This window comes from uncultured Parasphingorhabdus sp., assembly GCF_963677535.2.
Classification (GTDB): Bacteria; Pseudomonadota; Alphaproteobacteria; order Sphingomonadales; family Sphingomonadaceae; genus Parasphingorhabdus.
Genome location: NZ_CAXXUT010000001.1, coordinates 487,603 through 508,194, shown reverse-complemented (window position 1 = coordinate 508,194; position 20,592 = coordinate 487,603). Strand labels below are relative to the sequence as shown.

Sequence of the window (20,592 nt, the reverse complement as noted above, 5' to 3'; positions counted from 1 at the left end):
ATATGAAAATGTGCTCGTCAACAACCATCGGACGTTTCGAGAAACCGCCCGAACAACTCAATCGATGAAGCGCAGGCAAGGCGTTGATGCGGTTGCAATATTTCTTGACTTGAATTCTATTCTCGACGAGGCCCAAAGCGGGATGATAAAATCTGATAGCCACAGTGACCAGTCTGAAAAGACATCGTCGGTGCCGATGATAAATACGGAATATGTCAGCGGTCTGGTTTCGGTAATCATTCCAACCTTCAACCGGAAACAACTCGTACAGGACGCCTTGGCGTCCGTCGTCGCGCAAACCTGGCCTGATATTGAGATCATTGTCGTCGACGACGGCTCAACCGACGGCACGTTTGAACGATTGACGCGCTGGCAGCGGGACAATCCCGAAATTGCATTCACCGTGCTGCATCAGGACAATGCGGGTGTCGCATCCGCGCGAAACAACGGTCTGGCGCACGCAAGAGGAGAATTCCTCTACATGCTGGACTCTGATGATCTTGTCTTTCCTGATGCCCTGGAGACGCTGGTGCAATTGCTATCGGCAGGGAATTTCCCTTATGCGATCGCGAATATTCACAGTTCGGATGAAAACGGCAGAATATTGGCCGCAGACAAGTCGGGGATATCAAGATCGTCGGAACAGAATATTCTCTCCAACAGCTGGATGACCCATGCTGCATTATATAGAAGGTCGACGCTGTTAGAATCCGGAATATATAATAATTCCCTTGTCGTCGGTGAAGATACCGAGTTTGTGTGGCGGGTCGTTGCCAAAACCGGATCAGGTTCCTCGACATCGAAATATATCGGATTGAGACGGCAACACTCTTTTGGCCACCTGAGCTTTAACCGGACCGACCACGAGTGCACAAAAAGCTCTCTGCAGGCGCGACTGGCTTTTCGCGAATGGGCGAATTCAGAAAATCTGGAAATCGAGAAAACCGACATGCGTTATCGTATCGCAATAGTTGGCATGGCCATCCGCTTCGGTTGTGCGGGCGACTGGGAGTCCAAAGATCATGCGAAGAGACTATATGTCTGCATCATGAATCACCCTGACCGCAAACCGAATTTCGTTGATATCCTGGCGATGCCCAACCGGCGGTTATACTATCATTTTCTGCTTTCGATCTATCTCGCGGCGAAAGGTATAAGAGGGGTTTACCGTTTTGTGCGGAACCTGCGTGATTCTGGCCACCAAGGCGCGAAGGCTATATCTTGATGAGAAAACAAGTTGATCAGTCGGGGACGGTAGCACTTCCCGTCACAATAGCAGACAGGGTGATCAGCATTCTGAGATACGTGAGGGGACATGTTCGCAACTTGGGCAGAGCCTATATAACGGACTTATTTACCCCGCAGCAGTATATTCAGCACCCCTCGGTATCTCCGGAAGATGTAGAAGCAGCGGAAATTATTGTCAGCTGCTATGATAATTGGCGAGGCTCGGACCGAACCGGCAACGCCGATAGCGAAGATATCTGGGACTGTTTCTTGCTCGCCGTTCGTTTGTCGACCCCGGGCGGGCGGGGAATATGGGATGGTGTCGCATTCACAAGGGGCGAAACGCCGGAACCTGACTGGCACATCATTTTGAACAGCATTGACTGGCACCGGCAGAAAATCCGATTTCGGGGCAGCCCCAACCGCACTATCTTTGCTGTTTGCGAGCCGCCAACACACACACATCGCCCGTGGCATGAAGCACAGGGAGACGGCACGATTGTTCTGACCTGCGATGCAAGTCTGGAAGAAAAATCCGATGCGCAGCGTCGCTATATCACCACCGCGTCTTTGACTCCGAGCTGGAGTGTTATGAAAGACTATGACTTTCTCAAAGCCAATTCGATCGATCACAAGCCCAGAACATTATCCTGGGTGTGCAGTAACCAGGCGGTTATGGCCAGTCATCGCTATCGATTGCGCTTTCTCGAGAAACTGAAGCGGGAAGTCGCGTTCGACCATTTTGGCCACGGATTCAATCCGATCAAAGACAAATGGGATGCGCTGGCTCCCTATCGTTACAGCATCGCATTTGAGAATTCCCGGTCTGACTATTATTTTACCGAGAAACTGACCGATTGCTTCGTCGCCGAAACCATGCCGATCTATTATGGCAGCAAGATCATTACGGATTTTTTTCCGGCCGAGAGTATGGTGTTGATTGACCCAGAGGATCCTGATGTATTCAAGATTATCAAGGATGCTGCCAGTTCGGATCGCTGGCAGAAAAACCGCGATGCGGTGTTGGAAGCGAAACGCATTGTACTCGATGAACATAATTCATTTGCGCGGCTCGCAAAATTTGTGAAATCTGCCACCGATGTCCCGCAACCCGTTCGTCCGATGACCATTGAACAGATCCGTTTGAACTGGCGGAATGCTTAGTGGTATAGCGATAACCGGTTCGACCTGGACAATCGAGACAAGACAAATCCATCGAGCTGACAATTGATATGTCGGATCTTTGTCCGACGGCCATTTCCCGACCCATGGGACGCTTGCGGTTAACTGAAGTCAGTTGCTGACGGTGCTGGAACAAAAACAGCCATTGTCCATCAAAATCAGGTGATGGTGCCCCTGGCCCGACTCGAACGGGCACTCCTTGCGGAACTGCATTTTGAGTGCAGCGCGTCTACCAATTCCACCACAGGGGCTCCGGCTGTATCAAATGTCGTACAGCGAAATCGAGGCTCTGTTAGCGAACCGGCCCAGCGCTGGCAACGGCTTTTTCCGCTGTCTGCGCGGACATCGGAAAATCAATATGCTATATCGACCACGCTGGCTTGCACCAGCCATAAGGGAAAGGCGGCGATCGCCATCAGGCTGCCGAGGGGCATCATCGTTCCGGCGTCGACGGTTCGGCCACGCAGCCGCCAGGATATCGCGACCAATAGGCCGACCAGACTGGCTCCCAGAAGCACGAGTGGCAGCATTTGCCAGCCCAGCCAGCAGCCGATTGCGCCCAGCATTTTCGGATCACCGCCGCCGAGGCCATCACGCTTTCTAATGCCTTTGTAAATGATCGCAATGATGGCCAGAGAGGCGAAACCGGCAACGCCGCCGATCAGCCGGTCGACCAGCGATGGTGGAATCGACAGCAGACCGGTGGCCAGGCCGGTCAGTGCCAGCGCCCCCGTCAGGCCGTCAGGCAGCCAGTGATGCTTTGCGTCCAGCGCCGCGAGGGTCAGCAGGAACCAGCCGAACAGTGCCCCGGCCACCCCATCCGGACCGGGCGACGCATATAGCGCAAGCCCGGCGATCAGTGCCGCAGCGAGTTCGATCGCCAGATGATCCGGTGCGATCACCGTCCCGCATCGTCGGCACTTTCCCGCCTGCAGGCAAAAACTCAGCACCGGAACCAGTTCCCGGGCGCGCAATTCATGCCCGCAATGGTCACAGGCCGATCGCCCGGCCACGACCGAACGGCCCTCCGGCCATCTGAGGATCAGCGTCGCCAGAAAGCTGCCGACGATCAAGCCGAGTAAAATGGCGAACAAAGGTACAAAATGGGCTGGCAACACAGGCTCCAAACAGGAATATCCCGGTCGATTGGCACGGTCATGCGCGGCATTCAATGCCCCAATTGAAAAAGCGGAGGTTCGCGCCTATGTGGTTTGCAAGAATCGCGCACGCCCGAAGCGTCGCATCAAACCCAGAAAGGCTCCTCCATGTCCAATTCCGATCCGATCGTCATTCTTTCCTATGCCCGTACCCCGATGGGCGGCATGCAGGGGGCGCTTGGCGAAGTCAGTGCGTCCGATCTGGGAGCGGTTGCGGTCAGGGCAGCCGTCGAACGCGCCGGAGTCGAAGGCGCGGATGTAGAGCGTATCTATATGGGCAATGTGCTCTCTGCCGGTCAGGGTCAGGCCCCTGCCCGTCAGGCCGCCATTTTCGCCGGACTGCCGCAGTCGGTTGAAGCAACGACGGTCAACAAGATGTGTGGTTCCGGCATGCAGGCTGCGATCATGGGTGCGGAAGCCCTGGCGGCCGGTTCGATCGATATGATCGTCGCAGGCGGCATGGAAAGCATGACCAACGCGCCCTATCTGCTGCCCAAGATGCGCAGCGGCGCGCGTCTCGGCCATACCGAAGCAAAGGACCATATGTTCCTCGACGGTCTTGAAGATGCCTATGAACCGGGCCGGGCAATGGGCAGCTTTGCCGAAGAAACCGTAGGCGAATATCAGTTGAGCCGCGAAGCACAGGACGAATATTCTATCGAATCGCTTGCTCGCGCCAAGAGCGCCGTCGAAGGCGATGCCTTTGATGACGAAGTCGTTGCGGTAGAAGTCAAAAGCCGCAAGGGCAGCGTTACCGTCGGCAAGGACGAGCAGCCGCTGAAAGGCAATCCGGACAAAATCCCCCAGCTCCGCCCTGCCTTTGCCAAGGACGGCACGATCACCGCCGCCAATGCCTCTTCCATTTCGGACGGTGCCGCCGCCATGGTGCTAACCCGCGAAAGCGTGGCAAATGCCAAGGGCCTGAAACCGGTGGCCCGGATTGTCGGCCATGCCGCCCATGCCCATGCACCGTCAAAATTCACCACGGCTCCGGTCAGCGCGATCCAGAAGTTGCTCGACAAGACCGGCTGGTCCGTTGCGGATGTCGATCTCTGGGAAGTGAACGAGGCCTTCGCCTGCGTTGCCATGTTCGCGATGCAGGATATCGGCATCAGCCGTGACAAGCTGAACGTCAACGGTGGCGCCACCGCTCTCGGCCATCCGATCGGTGCCAGCGGCGCGCGGATCATGGTGACGCTGGTAGCGGCCCTGAAAAAACGCGGCCTGAAAAAAGGCGTCGCGGCGCTATGTATCGGTGGTGGCGAAGCAACCGCAGTAGCGGTCGAACTGGTCGACTGATTATTTCAGCGGTTCGTCGCCCCAGATGTCGGACATGCTGATATAACCGCGACGGCCGGTGACGTCGAACAGGCACCAGCCTTTTTCGCACAGGGTCAGATTGCCCACAACGCCCGGTTCGGCCCGCCACACAATTTTGGCGTCCGGATCGGGCAAGGCCCGCATCGCGACCGGCTTGCCATTGGTCGCCAGCACCAGCCCGGTGCGGGACGCGCTGAGCAGGCGCGCGTGCATCCAGCCCTGGGTTCCTTCATGGTCCTCGACTTTGCGCCAGGCCTTGTAGCGCGCCAGAATCTTGATCGGCAATTTCTCGCGCTTGTATATCCACATCGTCGGATATTCGGTACTCGGGCCGGTCCGCATCCGCGCCTCGGGTTCGTCGATCGAGGCCCAATAGGGCGGCTGCTGTTGCGCCGCAGCGGGCGATAGCGGGAACACACCCAAGATCGCGACGAGCATGAAAGCCGGAATACGCATGATGATTGTTTACTCTTCCCCAATTGATCATGGCATAGCCCGAAAGACGGACCTGCTTCAAGAGCCAGCTGCTTGACCTGAACCGAAATTCGGGCATAGCAACGGGTCTATGCCAGACTCACCAGCGATCTCGAAACCCCGTGTCATCATCACCCGCGAATTGGCGGATTCCAATCAGAACCGCATGTGCGAGCTCTTCGATGCCGTGCCCAATTATAGCGACAAGGCCTTTTCGCGCGACGACCTGATCGCGGCCATGGCGGATTGCGATGTTCTCGTGCCGACCGTGACCGATCATATCGATGCCGAAATGATTGCCAATGCGCCCGACCGGCTGCGCCTGATCGCCAGTTTCGGGGCGGGTGTGGACCATATTGATCTGGGCGCTGCCCGCGCGAAAAAAATCCTGGTGACCAATACACCCGGCGTTTTCACCGAAGATACAGCAGACATGACCATGGCACTGATCCTCTCGGTTCCGCGGCGGCTTTCGGAAGGCGAGAAACTGGTGCGATCCGGTGAATGGGAAGGCTGGAAGCCGTCCGGCATGCTCGGCCATTGCATCGGCGGCAAAAAGCTTGGCATCATCGGCATGGGCCGCATCGGACAGGCCGTCGCTCGCCGCGCTTCGGGTTTTGGCCTCTCGATCTTCTATCATAATCGCCGACAGTTGCCGCCAGCGGTTGAGGAATCGCTGCGCGCCAATTTTGTCGCCGACCTCGACGAACTGGTGCGCGAATGTGACATTATCACTCTTCATTGTCCGCATACGGCGGAAACGCACGAGATGATCAATGCCGAACGGATCGGCATGATGAAACCCTCCACCTATTTGATTAACACCGCGCGCGGTGATCTGGTCAACGAAGATGCCCTGATCAATGCTTTACAGAATGAGAGGATCGGCGGGGCCGGACTGGATGTCTACCAGAACGAACCGGCGATCGACCCGCGTTTTCTGGCGCTGAAGAATACGGTCCTGCTGCCGCATATGGGAAGCGCGACCTTCGAGGGGCGTGAAGCATCCGGCGAACGGGTAATCACCAATATCCGCGTCTGGGCAGATGGCCACCGGCCCCCTGATCAGGTGCTCGATGGCTGGATTTAAGCTTTCCGTTGAGTCCCCTCCCGGTCTGGACTAGGAATTCGTCGCAATCTGATTCGCGAGCGCGAACAGCGATAATAAAATTATAGCAGCGGGGATCATCATGAAATATCCAGTTAAATCCATCGGCTCCTTGCTGGCGGCCGGGTTGGTGTCTTCTCCGCTTCATGCGCAATTGCCGATTGATCCCGCGATTGCCGCTGATGTTGCAAATAGCGGAGACACGGCCTGGATCATGACATCCAGCGCGCTGGTTCTGCTGATGACCCTTCCCGGTCTGGCGCTGTTCTATGGTGGTCTGGTTCGCTCGAAGAATTTTCTTTCGGTCCTGATCCAGTGCATGGCGGTGGTTGGCATCTGTTCGATCTTGTGGGTTGTCATCGGATATTCGCTGGCATTCGGTCCGGTAACCAACGGTTTTCTCGGTAATGGTTTCAATGCGATGCTGAACAACCTCGGCAATGTCCGAGAAGCCACCTCGATACCGGAATCCGCCTTTGCCATGTTCCAGTTGACCTTCGCCGTGATCACGCCGGCGCTGATGATCGGCGCTTGGGTCGAGCGGGCCCGCTTTGGCTGGGTCGTGGCTTTTTGTGCGCTCTGGCTGCTGGTGGTCTATGCGCCGGTGACTCATTGGGTCTGGGGTGGCGGCTGGCTGAGCAATCTCGGTGTGCTCGACTTTGCCGGTGGTATCGTCGTTCACACCACCGCCGGCGTCTCCGCGCTGGTTGTCGCAATCATGCTCGGCAAGCGCATGGGCTGGCCCAAGACGCTCATGCTGCCGCATAGCCCTGCCCTGACCGTCGCCGGTGCTGCGATGCTCTGGGTCGGCTGGTTCGGATTCAATGGCGGCTCCGCGCTGACAGCGACCGACGATGCCTCTGCGGCCATCATCAACACCCATATCGCCGCCTCCATGGCCGCGCTGGTCTGGATACTGATCGAGAAATTCAAGGTCGGCAAATCAACTGCGGTTGGCGTCGCAACGGGTGCCATTGCCGGTCTGGCAACGATCACCCCGGCCGCGGGATTTGTCGGGCCCGGCGCCTCGATCCTCATCGGAACGGCTGCTGCAATCGTCTGTTTCTTTGCTGTGGGCCTGGTGAAGAACGGCTTCAAGATCGACGACAGCCTCGACGTTTTTGCGGTCCACGGAGTTGGCGGCATATTGGGCAGCCTGCTGCTCGCGCTGTTCATCTCAGAAAGTTTTGGCGGCACCGGTTATGGCGAAAACATGGCCTTTGGCAGCCAGTTTGTTGCCCAGTTGATCGGCGTCGGTGCCGTCGCTATCTGGTCGGCAGTCGCCACCGCGATCATTGGCTTCGGCATCAGCTATATCCTGCCGATGCGGGTTAGCGAGGACGACGAGCGCGATGGTCTGGATATTTCCAACCATGGCGAACGGGCCTGGGATCTGGATTGATTTCTACAGCTTCATCCAGCCGGAAAATCTGACCCCATCGGCAATCTGTCGACAGGTCACAATTCCAGATGGAGAAACTGGTTGAAGTCGGTCGGCGCATAGGCGCCGAACGGTTCGCCATTGGTAAACCCACGCTTCCGGTAAAGGCTCAGCGCGGCCTCAAATTCCGGGCCCGAGCCGGTTTCCAGGCTTATTCGTCGGTAGCCGCGTTCCTGCGCCACAGCGATAATATGATCAAGCAGGGCTTGACCAACACCCTTGCGCAAATGTCGGTTATCGGTGCGCATCGACTTGACCTCGCCGTTCGATGGTGACAGCTGCTTGAGCGCACCAACGCCGCACAGGTCTCTGCCTTCCCATGCCGTCCAGACCGAGACATCGGAGGTACGCAGACTCGCAAGATCGAGGGCATAAACGCTTTCCGGCGGCGAATTTTCCTGCATGCCGGCGAGATGCGATGCCAGCAGGTCCTGAACCTGCTGGCCGCTCAGATCATCGCGCCGGATTTCCAACTCAGTCGCCCGTGAGGATGCGATCCACCAGTTGCTTCACCGTCGGTACAAAGCCATTGGAGTAGAAGGGATCGGTGCCGAAATTATACGCGCCATGGCCGGCGAACATCAGATGTTCCTCGACCGGAGCGCCATGGACGATTTCCTGCAGGCTTTTCTGGATACAGAAGCTGCGCGGATCGGCAAGCCGCCCGGTGCTGAAATTGTCATGGTCCTTCCAGGCGGAAAAACCGCAATGGGACAGGCAGCCCATACAATCCGCCTGATCCTTGCGGATCATCTTCGACTCTTCGGGCGTGGCAAAGATCAATGTGTTGTCCGGCGTTTTCATCGCCATGGTAAAGCCGAGGCCGTCCCATTCGCGCGCGCGGAGCAGATCATTGCGTGTGACCCAGAAATTCTTGCCCTTGACCCCGACATCCAGCTGGTGCGTATGCTCGCCGGCTTTCTCGGTCGAATAGGGAATCTGCCGTTCCGATCGCGCTTCAAGACTGCGCAAAAATTCGTTGCGCACAGCCGAAGAATAGAAGCCGGTCGGCGAGAATTTGTGCAGAAGGATATCGCCTTCCTTGATCTTGGTCAGTTCGCTCTTCCAGCTTTCTGGGATCGGGCTTTCCTTGGTCAGCAAGGGTCGGGTGCCGAACTGGAAGGCAATCTGGCCGAGCTCTTCGCTGTCGATCCAGTCCTGCCAGTCGCGCAGATGCCAGACACCGCCGGCCATGATGATCGGCACGTTGTCTGCTATGCCCTCGGCGCGCATTGTCTCGCGCAGCGCCTTGACCCGCGGATAGGGATCTTCCGGTTTGCGCGGATCTTCGGCATTGGACAGTCCGTTATGACCGCCTGCCAGCCAGGGGTCTTCGTAGACGACCGCAGCCATCAGGTCCGGAACCTTCTTGTAGGCCCGCTTCCACAGCGCGCGAAAAGCACGGGCGGAGCTGATGATCGGCAGATAGTTCACGCCATATTGCTGGGCGATTTCGGACAGCTTGTAGGGCATGCCGGCACCGCAGGTGACGCCTGCGACCATACCCTTGGTCTGTTCGAGCACGCCTTCCAGCACTTGCTGCGCGCCGCCCATTTCCCACAGGACGTTGATGTTGATCGCGCCCCTGCCCTCGGATATTTCATAGGCCTGTTTGACCTGCGTCACCGCACCGTCGATCGCATAGTCGATCAGTTCCTGATGGCGCTCTTCGCGCTTCCGGCCATGATAGATTTGCGGGATGACATTGCCATGCTCGTCATAGCTGTCCGCATTGACTGCGGATACCGTGCCGATGCCGCCGGCAGCCGCCCAAGCACCCGAACTCGCGTGATTGGTGGCTGCGACGCCTTTTCCACCCTCGATCAACGGCCATACTTCCTGACCGTTATACTGAATGGGTTTTAAGCCCTTGAACAATGAAATCTCCTATTTTCCCCAAAGGCCGATATAGACACCGGCAACTAAAAATGCTCGAAAAAACTGTGCTGCCTAAATCGCTATTGGCCCGGGCCGAAATCCGCGCGTCCCAGCGCCTGTCCGTAGATCAGCGCGTAGCGGGCCAGCATCTTGCCTTCATTATATTCCGCCTGCGCCTTGAGCCGGTTCTGCATCCCGAGGTCTTCGCGCAACTGCTGGTGCTGCACAAGGGTTGTCAGCGATTCGCGGAATTTGCTTTCGTCACCGAGCGGTTTGATGAACCCCTGATTGGCCTGCGACACCATCGATTTGATGTCGCCGACGTCGGTCGCGGCTACCGGCAACCCTGCCGCCATCGCCTCGATCAGCGAAATCGGAAATTGTTCGCTGTCGGAGGACAGGGCAAAAATATCGAACAGTCCGATATAGCGCGCCGGGTCTGGCAGGAATCCCGGCATCAGCAAACGGTCGCCAAGACCGGCTCGCTGCGCTTCGGCCACTATTCTTTCTCTGTCCGGCCCCTCGCCGACAATCACCAGCCGGACATTGTCGCCCGCCGCGGCACAGGCCCGCACCAGTCTTGGCAGATTCTTGATTGCCCGCAGTCCGGCCACGGTCCCGACCACGACTTCACCTTTGTGCCTGGTGAAACCGGGCAGCGATCCACGTTGCGGTTTTTTCTCGAAGCGCTTCACGTCAATGCCATTGGGAATCCGGTGAATTCGCTGCTCCGGCTGTTTCCAGACATTTTTGGCGATGCCGACGAGATTCTCTGACGGCACGACCAGCGCCCGGGCCGCACCGAGGGCGAATTTACGGAACAGATTGCGTTTCCAGTTGAGCTTGACCTGCTCGTCCTCGTTGAACCCGTCTTCATGATGGATCAGCGGCGGCAGGCCTTCGACCCGCGAGAACAGGGTCCGCGCCATGACGCCGTCCATCGAACCCCAGTTATAGGACAAGATCAGATCGAACTGGCGGAAATAGGTAACGAACTCGCGATAGCGTTTCAGTGACGGCTTTCCTGCCAGCGATGGTGCGTCCGACGGGAATCTCACCTTTATCGCCGGATCAATCGCATCGCGGGCTGACAGGTTGCCGGGCTGAGCCGACAGGATCACATGATCCGCTGTGCTGCCGAAATGGTTCATCAACCTCACGGCGCGCGCTTCCTTGCCCCCCAGATCGAAGGTGCTGTGCAGATGCAATATCTTGGCTGGTTTCATGCGGTGTTGTTGCCCGGCTGTCTGGATTCAATCAGTCGATGCGGTGGAGCAATTGATTGATCGCGTCAAGCGAGGCCGGCTCTTCGAGCGTTGGACAATGGCCTACGCGCGGTATCGTGACGAGATCGGCCTTGTCGAGCTTGTCCAGCATCTTTCTGGCCACCGTTTCACTGAACAGATCGGATAATTCGCCGCGCAATATCAGGGTAGGAATATCCTTCATATGTTCCAGCGCATTCCACAGCGCTCCGCTGCCGCCGCCCTTGCTGTCGAAGGGTTCGGCAATCTTCATGTCATAGTCCAGCTTGATCCGACCGGAACTGTTCATCCGGTAGACTTTCTTGGCAAAGGCAATCCAGTCCTTTAGCGTGAAGTCCGGGAAGATGTCGCTGCTGCTTTCCGCCATGTCGCGCCCCGCATGGGCCCAGGTATCAAAGCTTCTTCCCTGCCCGACATGTTCGGCAATCCGGTCGAGCCCTTTCTGGTCGAGTTCGGGACCAATGTCGTTCAGCAGAGCCCCGGCGATCCGCGCGGTGTACATTTTTGCCATGACCATGGTGATCACACCACCCAGCGACGTTCCGAAAAATACCGCTTCGGGAATCTGCAGTTCGTCCATCAGCATGATGATATCAGAGACATATTGTTTCGGATTATAAGTGTTACTATCATTGGCATATTCGCTCAGCCCGCGTCCGCGCAGGTCGAGCATGATGACCCGTCTGTGGCCGTCGAAAACCGTGCCCAGATGCTCGAAGTCGCGAGCATTGCGGGTCAGGCCGGGAATGCAGATAACCGGTATCTTGCCGCTGTCCGAGGGAAAGTCGCGGGCGTGCAGTTTCAGCCCGTCATCGGATTCCCAGTAGATATGCTGACCGGAATTTTCTTCGCTCATCCTGTCCTTCGCCCCGTCTTGCCACTTGCTGTGCAACCGATTAGCCGCCACTGTGGGAAAATGCCATATAAACCGCAAGCAGAACCCGGAAAGACCGACTATAAGGCGGATGTCCAGATCACCCGATTGGGAGACAAGATCGGTGATCCGGTTGCCGCTGCCACTTTCCCCGGACATATTTTGCGATTCAGAAATGACCGGTGGGACCGCAGCGTGGGACTGGACATGCTGAACGAGCAGCAATGGGTCGACCATTTCGGCAAGTTCGAGCCGCTACCCGACAATCTCGATCCGCCGCTGGCACTGCGTTATCATGGCCACCAGTTCCGCAATTATAATCCCGACATCGGTGACGGCCGTGGCTTTCTGTTCGCGCAACTGCGCGATCACGAGAACCGGTTGATGGATCTCGGCACCAAGGGATCGGGCACAACGCCGTGGAGCCGGACCGGCGATGGCCGTTTGACCTTGAAGGGTGCGGTGCGTGAAATTCTGGCAACGGAAATGCTGGAAGCGCTGGGCGTTAACACCTCGAAGACTTTTTCGGTGGTTGAAACCGGCGAGAAACTGATGCGCGGGGACGAACCCTCCCCCACCCGCTCGGCTGTGATGACCCGGTTGAGCCACAGCCATATCCGCATCGGCGCGTTCCAGCGCATTGCCTATGAAAAAAACGAAGAGCTGATGCGAGAGCTGGTCGCTTATTGCCTCGAATATTATTTCGGCGGGGCGCAAACGGACGATCCGGCCTCGGAATTATTTGCCCGGACCGCGCAGGAAGTGGCGAGGCTTGCCGGCGCCTATATGACCGCCGGTTTCGTTCATGGCGTACTCAACACCGACAATATAAATATCACCGGTGAAAGCTTTGACTATGGTCCATGGCGGTTCACGCCTTATTGGGAGCCCGGCTTCACCGCCGCCTATTTCGATCATGAAGGGCTTTATTGTTTCGGGCGGCAACCCGAAGCGCTGCACTGGAATCTGGCGCAATTTGCCAGCGCCTTGCGGCTGATTTCGGATAGCGATCCGCTGGTCGCGACGCTGGACGATTTTCCGAAAGCCTATGGCGTCGCCTTTACCGAGCATTTCTGCTGGCGGCTTGGCGTCGTATCCGAGGGTTTCGAGAAAGACCGCTATCTGGTGGTTGCGGCAGAGAAAGGGCTGGCACAGAAAAACGTCGGGATTGACCAGTTCTTCTTCGACTGGGGGAAATGCGAAAACCTGTCTTGCCCGGATGACAAAACAAGGGAGTTTGCCGAGTTTCGGGCACTGATCGCCGAACGCGAGCGCTTCCGCCAGCCGGTCAGCGACTACTGGGGACATCCCGAACCCTGTTCGATGCATATAGAAGAAGTCGAGTGGATATGGAACGCGATTGCCAGCGACGACAATTGGGCGCCACTTACGAAAAAGATCAATGAAATTCGTGCGATGGGCGTCGCTCTGCGCAACGGCTAACCTATCTGGCAACGCGACAGCATGTTCGGAAAAAATTCATCATCATGGCGCTAAGTCTTTATGTCCTATGGTCTATCGCGGGAGATGTGCCATATATGATTCATCGAGCAACCCATGTTTAGAACATTGAGGCCAATTTGAGCGACCTGATATCCATCGAACCGGCAACCGGGGCAACCCTTTGGACTGGCACCAGCGGCAATCCGGATGCTGCGGTCGCGAATGCGCGCGCAGCCTGGCCCGGCTGGGCAGCCACCGCGCTGGTCAAACGGATTGAAGCGGTGCGGCGCTATGCCAACCGCATCCGGACCGGCAGCGAAGAACTGGCCGAACTGATCTCGCGCGAAACCGGAAAGCCGCTATGGGAGGCCCGCACGGAGGTCGAATCCGTCGTCAACAAGGTTGATATCTCGGTGCGCGCCTTTGCCGATCGCACCCCGCAGCGGCAGTTGCCCAGCCAGCCCGATATGCGCGCTGCCCTGCGACACAAGCCGCATGGTGTTCTCGCCGTGCTCGGCCCCTATAATTTCCCGGCCCATCTACCGAATGGCCATATCGTTCCGGCGCTGATTGCCGGCAATACGATTGTCTTCAAGCCGTCGGAGAAAACTCCTGCGGTAGGCCAATATCTGATGGATGCGTTCGACAAGGCCGGAATGCCTGCCGGCGTTGTCAATATCGTGCATGGCGGTCCCGCAATCGGCAAACAGCTGACCGCCAACGAGGAGCTTGACGGCGTCCTCTTCACCGGATCGGCGCACACCGGCATAGCGCTCAATCGTCAGTTTGCATCCCGCCCCGACAAGATACTGGCGCTGGAGATGGGCGGCAACAATCCGATCATCGCCTGGGACACCAGCGATATCCACAGCGCCGCTGTCCTGATTGTGCAGTCAGCGTTTCTGAGCGCCGGACAGCGCTGTTCCGCCGCGAGCCGGTTGATCGTGAAGGATGATCTTTATGAGCGTATTATCAAGGAGGTGAAGCGGATCACTGACCGGCTGATCATCGACGAGCCCTTTGCATCGCCCGCTCCCTTCATGGGACCGGTGATCGATAACGAGACGGCAGACGGCCTGACCGAAAGCTTTCTGGCGCTGATGAGCCACGGGGGAAAACCGATCAAGCATATGGCCAGACCGGTTGCGGAGCTCCCCTTTCTGACACCCGGCATCATTGATGTCACGCAACTGGAAGAGCGGCCGGACATAGAGTTGTTCGGACCGATCCTGCAGGTTGTCCGCGTCGCCGACTTCGAAGAAGCGATCGCCGAAGCAAACAACACCCGCTACGGCCTGTCCGCAGCGCTCATCGGCGGAACGGCCAACCATTATGACCAATTCTGGTCAAGCAGCCGCGCCGGCATCGTCAACTGGAACAAGATGACCGTCGGTGCTTCATCCGAAGCGCCGTTTGGTGGCATCGGCCTGTCCGGCAATCACCGACCCAGCGCATATTATGCCGCAGATTATTGCGCCTATCCGGTCGTGTCGATGGAAGCGGAAAAAGCACGGGCCCGGATTGGCATTGGACTGAAGGATGATATCAACGGCGAAGAAGACGGATCGCCAGCCGCCAAATAGCTGAGCTTAGGTGCCCCCAAAATCTTCTGTTTTGAACATTCTGCCTGATACGCGCATATCGCACCCATGGAAAAGACAAGAAGCAAGACGACCGCTGCAGGCAAGGTCTATCTGGTCGGCGCGGGTCCGGGTGATCCCGAACTGCTGACGTTGAAGGCGGCAAGGCTGCTGCAACGCGCCGATGTGATCGTCCACGACGGGCTGGTCAGCCGCGATATTCTGGATCTGGCATCGCCGACCGCTCGCTATATCTCGGTCGCGAAGAAACGCTCGCTGCACAGCGTCGCGCAGGACCAGATCAACACTATTCTGATCGAAGAAGCGGGCAAGGGCCATCTGGTCGTGCGGCTCAAGGGTGGCGATCCGTTCATTTTCGGACGGGGTGGCGAAGAGGCCGATGACTGCGTTGCTGCCGGTGTTGCTGTGGAGGTCGTTCCGGGGATCAGCGCCGCGCTTGGTTGTGCCGCACAGGCGCGCATGCCGCTGACCCATCGGGACGCCGCCAGCGCGGTCAGTTTCGTCGCAGGCCAGTGCAAGGGCCTGTCCGACCAGAACTGGTCGGGTCTGGCCGGCATTGGCCGAACTCTGGTCATCTATATGGGTGTTGCCAATGCCGAAGCGATTGTCGAGAAACTGATCGCCGACGGCGCCGCGCCCGACTTGCCGGTGGCGGTGCTGGAGAATGGAACGCGTTCCGATTTCCGCGCCCTTCGCACGTTGTTGACCGATCTTGGCGATATGGTCCGCCGGGAAAAAGTGAGAAGTCCGGCGCTGCTCGTGGTCGGTGAAGTTGCGCGCTACGGCGATGCTGAAGACAAATTTCTTGAAATTGCGCAGATGGCGGGAGTGGTCGCATGAAAATCTTGACCGGAAATGATCTTAAAACCGGTGACGTTATCTGGTGGACCGGGCTCGACTGGTCTCGCTTTGTCAAAGACGCGACCGATGTCGGCAATCAGGGCGAGGCAATCCTGCAGCGCGAGGAAGCCGCCCGCCGGGTAAACTCTCCTTATATTATCGAAGCCGAACAGACCGATGACGGCCCCCGCCCGGGTCACATCAAGGACCGGGTGCGCGCACTCGGGCCGACCGTCCGTCCCGACCTGACATTAAAACCGGCCGATCCCGATGCCGGCTTATGGGTGATCTGACATGTATCAATATGACAAATATGACCAGAAAATGGTCGACACACGGGTTGAGGAATTCCGCGACCAGGTGAAGCGCCGTCTCGCTGGCGATCTGACCGAGGACCAGTTCAAGCCGCTGCGGCTGATGAACGGCCTCTATCTGCAACTCCACGCCTATATGCTGCGCGTTGCCGTTCCCTACGGCACGCTGAGCAGCAAGCAGATGCGCATGCTCGGTCATATCGCGCGCAAATATGACCGGGACTACGGCCATTTCACCACCCGGCAGAATATCCAGTATAACTGGATCAAGCTGGAAGATGCGCCCGATATTCTGGCCGATCTCGCATCGGTAGAAATGCACGCGATCCAGACCAGCGGCAATTGCATCCGCAATATCTCCTCGGACCAGTTCGCCGGTGCAACCGCCGACGAGATTGCCGATCCGCGCTCCTGGGCCGAAATCCTGCGGCAATGGTCGAGCTTCCACCCCGAATTCTCCTATCTGCCACGCAAATTCAAATTTGCCGTGATCGCCAGCGACACCGATCGTGCTGCCATGCGTCTGCACGATATCGGCATCCAGCTGGTGCATAATGAAGCGGGCGAACTGGGTGCAAAATTCTTCGTCGGCGGCGGCATGGGCCGGACTCCGATGGTGGCACCGGAAATCCGCGATTTTGTCCCCGCAGACGAGTTGATCAGCTATGCGGAGGCCTGCCTGCGCGTCTACAACCGCTACGGACGCCGCGACAATAAATATAAGGCGCGGATCAAAATCCTTGTCCACGAACTCGGCCCGGAAGAATATAGCCGGCAGGTCGAGGAAGAATTCGCCCATATGAAAACCTTGGGCCTCAACCCACCGGTTGAAGAACTGGCACGGATCAGTGAATTTTTTCAGGACCCGCCGTTTGACAAGCAGGCAAGCGATGATCTGGACCTGTCCGATCCGGATTTCGCTGTCTGGGTCGATCAGAATATCTCTGCGCACAAACAGCCCGGCTATGCGATTGCGACGATCAGCCTGAAGCCGCGCGGCGGCATTCCGGGCGACGCATCATCCGCCCAGATCGACCTGATGGCCGATCTGGCCGAGCAATATAGTTTTGACGAACTGCGGGTCACGCACAGCCAGAATATCGTGCTGCCGCATGTCAAAAAGAGCGATCTCTACGCGATCTGGCAGAAGCTGGACGAAGCCGGCCTGGCTCCGGCCAATCTCGACCTGATCACCGACAGCATCGCCTGCCCCGGTCTCGATTATTGCAGCCTTGCCAATGCCCGCTCCATTCCCCTCGCGCAGAAGATCAGCGAACGTTTCGCCGATCTCGGCCGTCAGCGGGAACTGGGCGAACTGAAACTCAAAATCTCCGGCTGCATCAACGCCTGCGGGCACCATCATGCCGGCCATATCGGCATATTGGGTGTCGACAGGAAGGGCACGGAAAACTACCAGCTGCTGCTGGGCGGTTCCGGTGCGGAAGATGCCAGTCTGGCAAAGATTACCGGTCCGGGATTCACCGAAGACGGCGTGATCGACGCGATCGAAACGGTAACCGACCTCTATCTCGAACAGCGCGAGGAGGGAGAGCGGTTCATCGACACCTATCGCCGTGTCGGCATGGCCCGGTTCAAGGAGGCTATCTATGGTTGAAGCAATCCGTTTACGTGATGACGAGGTCCACGAAGAACCGGCGGTGTCGCTCGATTCCTTTCTGGACCAGTCGAATGCCACCGCCGTCCGCATCGAAGCGGGCGAGGACGCGCGCCTGTTGCTGCCCTATCTCGACCGCCTGTCGCTGGTCGAGATCGATTTCCCGGCCTTTGGCGACGGTCGCGGCTATTCGGCCGCGCAGATATTGCGCGAGTCCGGTTATGCCGGCGAATTGCGTGCCAGCGGGGATGTCCTGCTCGATCAGGTCAGTCATATGCGGCGCTGCGGTTTCGATGCCTTTGCGCCGGATGCGCCAATCAATCCCGAACGGATGGAAGAGGCGATAAAGCGCTACGACCATGTCTATCAGGCAACGTCTGACCAACGCACCCCGATCTGGAGGCTCCGTCATGGCTGAAGCCGCACGCAAGGTCGACACGATCGATGTTCGCCCCGACTTTACGCAGGCCGACGCCGACGCCCTGAACCAGCGGTTCGAGGGTGTCGACACCACGACCATGCTGAAGGCGCTTTTCGATGAACGACAACTCGGTGAAGTCGCCGTGGTCTCGTCTTTCGGAACCGAAAGCGCGGTCCTGTTGCATCTGGTTGCAGCGGTTGACCCGACCATTCCCGTGACCTTCGTCGATACGCTCAAGATGTTTCCGGAAACGCTGGAATATCGCGACACGCTGATCAGCCTTCTCGGCATCAAGAACGCCAATATCGTCGCTCCAGAGGCGGCCGTGCTGGCGGAAAAGGACGAGAACGGATTGCGCTGGTCCTATGACCCGGACGGCTGCTGCGAAATCCGCAAGGTCGAGCCGCTGGCCCGCGCCAAGGCCGGGCTCAACAGCTGGATATCGGGCCGCAAGGCATTCCAGTCGGTGACCCGCAACAATATTCCGCGTTTCGAAATTGACGATGGCCGGCTGAAGATCAATCCGCTCGGCGACTGGATCAAGGACGATCTGGAAGCCTATTTCGAAAAACATGATCTGCCGCGTCACCCGCTGGAGGCGGAAGGCTACCTGTCGGTCGGCTGCGCGCCCTGCACATCGAAAGTGCTGCCCGGCGAAGACCCCCGTGCCGGACGCTGGCGTGGATGGGACAAATCCGAATGCGGCATTCACGAGGATGTGACGCCTCTGCCCAATAACGGCAAGGACGGGGTCAACGATCCGATCTTCTAGTCACGAACCAGACCGCCCCGGGCATCGCCATTGTGGCTAATAGTCGTCGGGGCTTTCGCTGTAAGCCAGGTCACCGAACTTCGTGAATTCGCTGATGAAGCTCAGCTGGATATTGCCGGTCGAGCCCTGGCGGTTCTTTGCGACGATAACGGTCGCCTTGCCCTCGGCCTGGACATGGTCGCGTTCCCAATCCTCATATTTCTTGATCTGCTCCGGAGTGGAATTACCGTCGGGAACATCGGGCTTGACTGCCATATGATAATATTCCTCGCGGAAGATGAACATCACGATATCGGCGTCCTGCTCGATCGAACCGGATTCCCGCAGATCGGAGAGCTGCGGACGCTTGTCCTCGCGGCTTTCGACTTGACGGCTCAGCTGCGACAGGGCCATCACCGGCACTTGCAGTTCCTTGGCCAACGTTTTCAAACCGCGGCTGATTTCCGAAATTTCATTCACCCGATTGTCGCTGGCGCGGCCGGAACCCTGTAGCAGTTGCAGATAATCGACCACGATCATGCCGATGCCCTGACGCCGTTGCAGGCGCCGCGCCCGCGTCCGTAACGCGGCAATAGTCAGGCCAGGCGTGTCATCGATGAACAGCGGGAGATCCTGCAATTCCCGGGATGCCATGGCGAGCCGGTGCATCTCCTCCCGGCTGATCGAGCCCATACGCAGTTTTTCCGAGCTGATCTCGGCCTGTTCCGAAAGGATCCTGGTGGCCAGCTGGTCGGCCGACATTTCCAGACTGAAGAAAGCGGTCTTGGCGCCGAGCGAATCTTCCGGCGCGATCCCGTCGGCCATGTCACGCATGTAGCGATTGGCGGCATTGAAGGCGATATTGGTGGCAAGTGAGGTCTTGCCCATGCCCGGACGTCCGGCAAGAATGAGCAAATCACTTCGGTGCAGGCCGCCCATTTTCGCGTTCACATCGGTCAGGCCGGTGGTGATGCCGGACACTTTGCCGCCGCTGTTGAACGCCCGCTCGACATTGCTCAGCGCTTCGGTTGAAGCTTGCAGAAACGATCGCACGCCGCCTTCTTGCGCTTCGCCTTCGGACACGCGGTACAAAGCGGTTTCCGCTTCCTCGATCTGTTCCTTAGGATCGACTTTTTCGCTGGTGTCGAGCGCGCTGTCGACAAGCGTCCGGCCAACGCTGACCAGTTCGCGGAGCAATGCCAGGTCATAAATCTGATTGGCAAAATCGCGGGCACCGATCAGGCCGGCCCCATCGCCGGTCAACTTGGCCAGATAGGAAGGGCCACCCAGCGCCTTCATCGCCTCGTCCGACTCGAAATAGGGCTTCAGGGTGACCGGCGTCACCACCATATTCTTGTCGAGCAGCTTCAGCGCCTGCTCGTAAATCCGGCCGTGCAACGGTTCGTAAAAATGTTCCGGCCGCAGGCGGGTCTGCACATCTTCAGCGACCCGGTTGTCGATTAACAACGCACCGAGAAAGGTCGCCTCTGCCTCGACATTGCGCGGCAGGCGCTGTTCTTCGGGTTCATCATTTTCGAAACGCATCAATTCGGCCATGGCTCCTCATCCACCCTGAATCGATTCTCGGCAAGGGGGCGGCGGAGAAAAATATCGGCACAGGGCCGGGGACAATTCTGTGGAAAGATCCAACTTGTCGTGCTGCGCGGCAAAAACCCTTGTC

Annotated in this window: 19 protein-coding genes and 1 tRNA gene; 12 read left to right on the top strand and 8 right to left on the bottom strand. The window is 57.9% G+C overall.

Translation table 11 applies throughout. The features are described 5' to 3' along the window. Positions 1–10 precede the first annotated feature (10 nt). Together ACHZCJ_RS02420 and ACHZCJ_RS02415 are read left to right on the top strand one after the other, a co-directional pair. Positions 11–1,225, top strand: a complete 1,215-nt coding sequence (locus tag ACHZCJ_RS02420; RefSeq protein WP_394700015.1) for a glycosyltransferase family 2 protein — start codon at positions 11–13, stop codon at positions 1,223–1,225. Then, positions 1,225–2,391: a glycosyltransferase family 10 domain-containing protein gene (locus ACHZCJ_RS02415; protein ID WP_394700014.1), complete on the top strand. Its 1,167-nt coding sequence runs from the start codon at positions 1,225–1,227 to the stop codon at positions 2,389–2,391. The genes ACHZCJ_RS02420 and ACHZCJ_RS02415 overlap by 1 nt, the downstream gene beginning before the upstream one ends. A 184-nt stretch (positions 2,392–2,575) precedes the next feature. Here the strand turns inward: ACHZCJ_RS02415 and ACHZCJ_RS02410 are convergent. Next, positions 2,576–2,660 (bottom strand) — tRNA-Leu (locus ACHZCJ_RS02410). 102 nt (positions 2,661–2,762) lie between these two features. Beyond that, entirely contained in the window at positions 2,763–3,524 is a 762-nt protein-coding gene (locus ACHZCJ_RS02405; RefSeq protein WP_321323586.1) for an A24 family peptidase, read from the bottom strand. Positions 3,525–3,674: 150 nt separating this feature from the next. Between ACHZCJ_RS02405 and ACHZCJ_RS02400 the strand changes: the two genes are divergently transcribed. Beyond that, positions 3,675–4,865, top strand: coding sequence for an acetyl-CoA C-acyltransferase (locus ACHZCJ_RS02400; RefSeq protein ID WP_321323583.1), 1,191 nt, complete (start codon positions 3,675–3,677; stop codon positions 4,863–4,865). Here ACHZCJ_RS02400 and ACHZCJ_RS02395 read toward each other — a convergent pair whose 3' ends face one another. Further along, entirely contained in the window at positions 4,866–5,342 is a 477-nt protein-coding gene (locus ACHZCJ_RS02395) for an SH3 domain-containing protein (RefSeq protein ID WP_321323582.1), read from the bottom strand. Positions 5,343–5,451: 109 nt separating this feature from the next. Here ACHZCJ_RS02395 and ACHZCJ_RS02390 point away from each other — a divergent pair, with 109 nt between their 5' ends. Continuing rightward, on the top strand, positions 5,452–6,450 hold the full coding sequence (locus ACHZCJ_RS02390) for a D-glycerate dehydrogenase (protein ID WP_321323580.1): 999 nt from the start codon (positions 5,452–5,454) through the stop codon (positions 6,448–6,450). A gap of 100 nt (positions 6,451–6,550) precedes the next feature. Then, entirely contained in the window at positions 6,551–7,870 is a 1,320-nt protein-coding gene (locus ACHZCJ_RS02385) for an ammonium transporter (RefSeq protein ID WP_321323578.1), read from the top strand. Positions 7,871–7,926: 56 nt separating this feature from the next. Here the strand turns inward: ACHZCJ_RS02385 and ACHZCJ_RS02380 are convergent, their stop codons facing one another. The 4 genes from ACHZCJ_RS02380 to ACHZCJ_RS02365 form a co-directional block, all read right to left on the bottom strand. Continuing rightward, positions 7,927–8,382, bottom strand: coding sequence for a GNAT family N-acetyltransferase (locus tag ACHZCJ_RS02380; RefSeq protein WP_321323576.1), 456 nt, complete (start codon positions 8,380–8,382; stop codon positions 7,927–7,929). Between the two features lies 1 nt (position 8,383). Further along, the gene (locus tag ACHZCJ_RS02375) at positions 8,384–9,787 is read right to left on the bottom strand and encodes a nitronate monooxygenase family protein (protein ID WP_159643091.1); all 1,404 of its coding nucleotides are present in this window, start codon (positions 9,785–9,787) and stop codon (positions 8,384–8,386) included. Positions 9,788–9,867: 80 nt separating this feature from the next. Next, a complete protein-coding gene (locus ACHZCJ_RS02370) occupies positions 9,868–11,013 on the bottom strand; it encodes a glycosyltransferase (RefSeq protein ID WP_321323573.1) in 1,146 nt (381 codons plus the stop codon). A gap of 31 nt (positions 11,014–11,044) precedes the next feature. Further along, positions 11,045–11,908 (bottom strand): alpha/beta hydrolase, encoded by an 864-nt coding sequence (locus ACHZCJ_RS02365; protein ID WP_321323571.1) that lies wholly within the window; start codon positions 11,906–11,908, stop codon positions 11,045–11,047. Between the two features lie 60 nt (positions 11,909–11,968). Here ACHZCJ_RS02365 and ACHZCJ_RS02360 point away from each other — a divergent pair, with 60 nt between their 5' ends. From ACHZCJ_RS02360 to ACHZCJ_RS02330, 7 genes are all read left to right on the top strand, one after another. Next, positions 11,969–13,369, top strand: coding sequence for a protein adenylyltransferase SelO family protein (locus ACHZCJ_RS02360; protein WP_321323569.1), 1,401 nt, complete (start codon positions 11,969–11,971; stop codon positions 13,367–13,369). A 137-nt stretch (positions 13,370–13,506) separates the two neighbouring features. Further along, positions 13,507–14,952 carry a succinylglutamate-semialdehyde dehydrogenase gene (gene astD, locus ACHZCJ_RS02355; RefSeq protein WP_321323567.1) on the top strand — a complete coding sequence of 482 codons (1,446 nt, stop codon included), beginning with the start codon at positions 13,507–13,509 and terminating at the stop codon, positions 14,950–14,952. 66 nt (positions 14,953–15,018) lie between these two features. Then, positions 15,019–15,810, top strand: coding sequence for a uroporphyrinogen-III C-methyltransferase (gene cobA / locus ACHZCJ_RS02350; protein ID WP_321323565.1), 792 nt, complete (start codon positions 15,019–15,021; stop codon positions 15,808–15,810). Next, positions 15,807–16,103 (top strand): DUF2849 domain-containing protein, encoded by a 297-nt coding sequence (locus tag ACHZCJ_RS02345; RefSeq protein ID WP_321323563.1) that lies wholly within the window; start codon positions 15,807–15,809, stop codon positions 16,101–16,103. The genes cobA and ACHZCJ_RS02345 overlap by 4 nt, the downstream gene beginning before the upstream one ends. Position 16,104: 1 nt before the next feature. Further along, positions 16,105–17,739 (top strand): nitrite/sulfite reductase, encoded by a 1,635-nt coding sequence (locus tag ACHZCJ_RS02340; protein ID WP_321323561.1) that lies wholly within the window; start codon positions 16,105–16,107, stop codon positions 17,737–17,739. After that, complete coding sequence (locus tag ACHZCJ_RS02335; RefSeq protein ID WP_321323559.1) at positions 17,732–18,157, top strand: DUF934 domain-containing protein; 426 nt, start codon at positions 17,732–17,734, stop codon at positions 18,155–18,157. Before ACHZCJ_RS02340 ends, ACHZCJ_RS02335 begins: the two co-directional genes overlap by 8 nt. After that, positions 18,150–18,932: a phosphoadenylyl-sulfate reductase gene (locus tag ACHZCJ_RS02330; protein ID WP_321323557.1), complete on the top strand. Its 783-nt coding sequence runs from the start codon at positions 18,150–18,152 to the stop codon at positions 18,930–18,932. Before ACHZCJ_RS02335 ends, ACHZCJ_RS02330 begins: the two co-directional genes overlap by 8 nt. A 36-nt stretch (positions 18,933–18,968) precedes the next feature. Here the strand turns inward: ACHZCJ_RS02330 and ACHZCJ_RS02325 are convergent, their stop codons facing one another. After that, positions 18,969–20,468 carry a replicative DNA helicase gene (locus ACHZCJ_RS02325; RefSeq protein WP_321323555.1) on the bottom strand — a complete coding sequence of 500 codons (1,500 nt, stop codon included), beginning with the start codon at positions 20,466–20,468 and terminating at the stop codon, positions 18,969–18,971. Positions 20,469–20,592 lie beyond the last annotated feature (124 nt).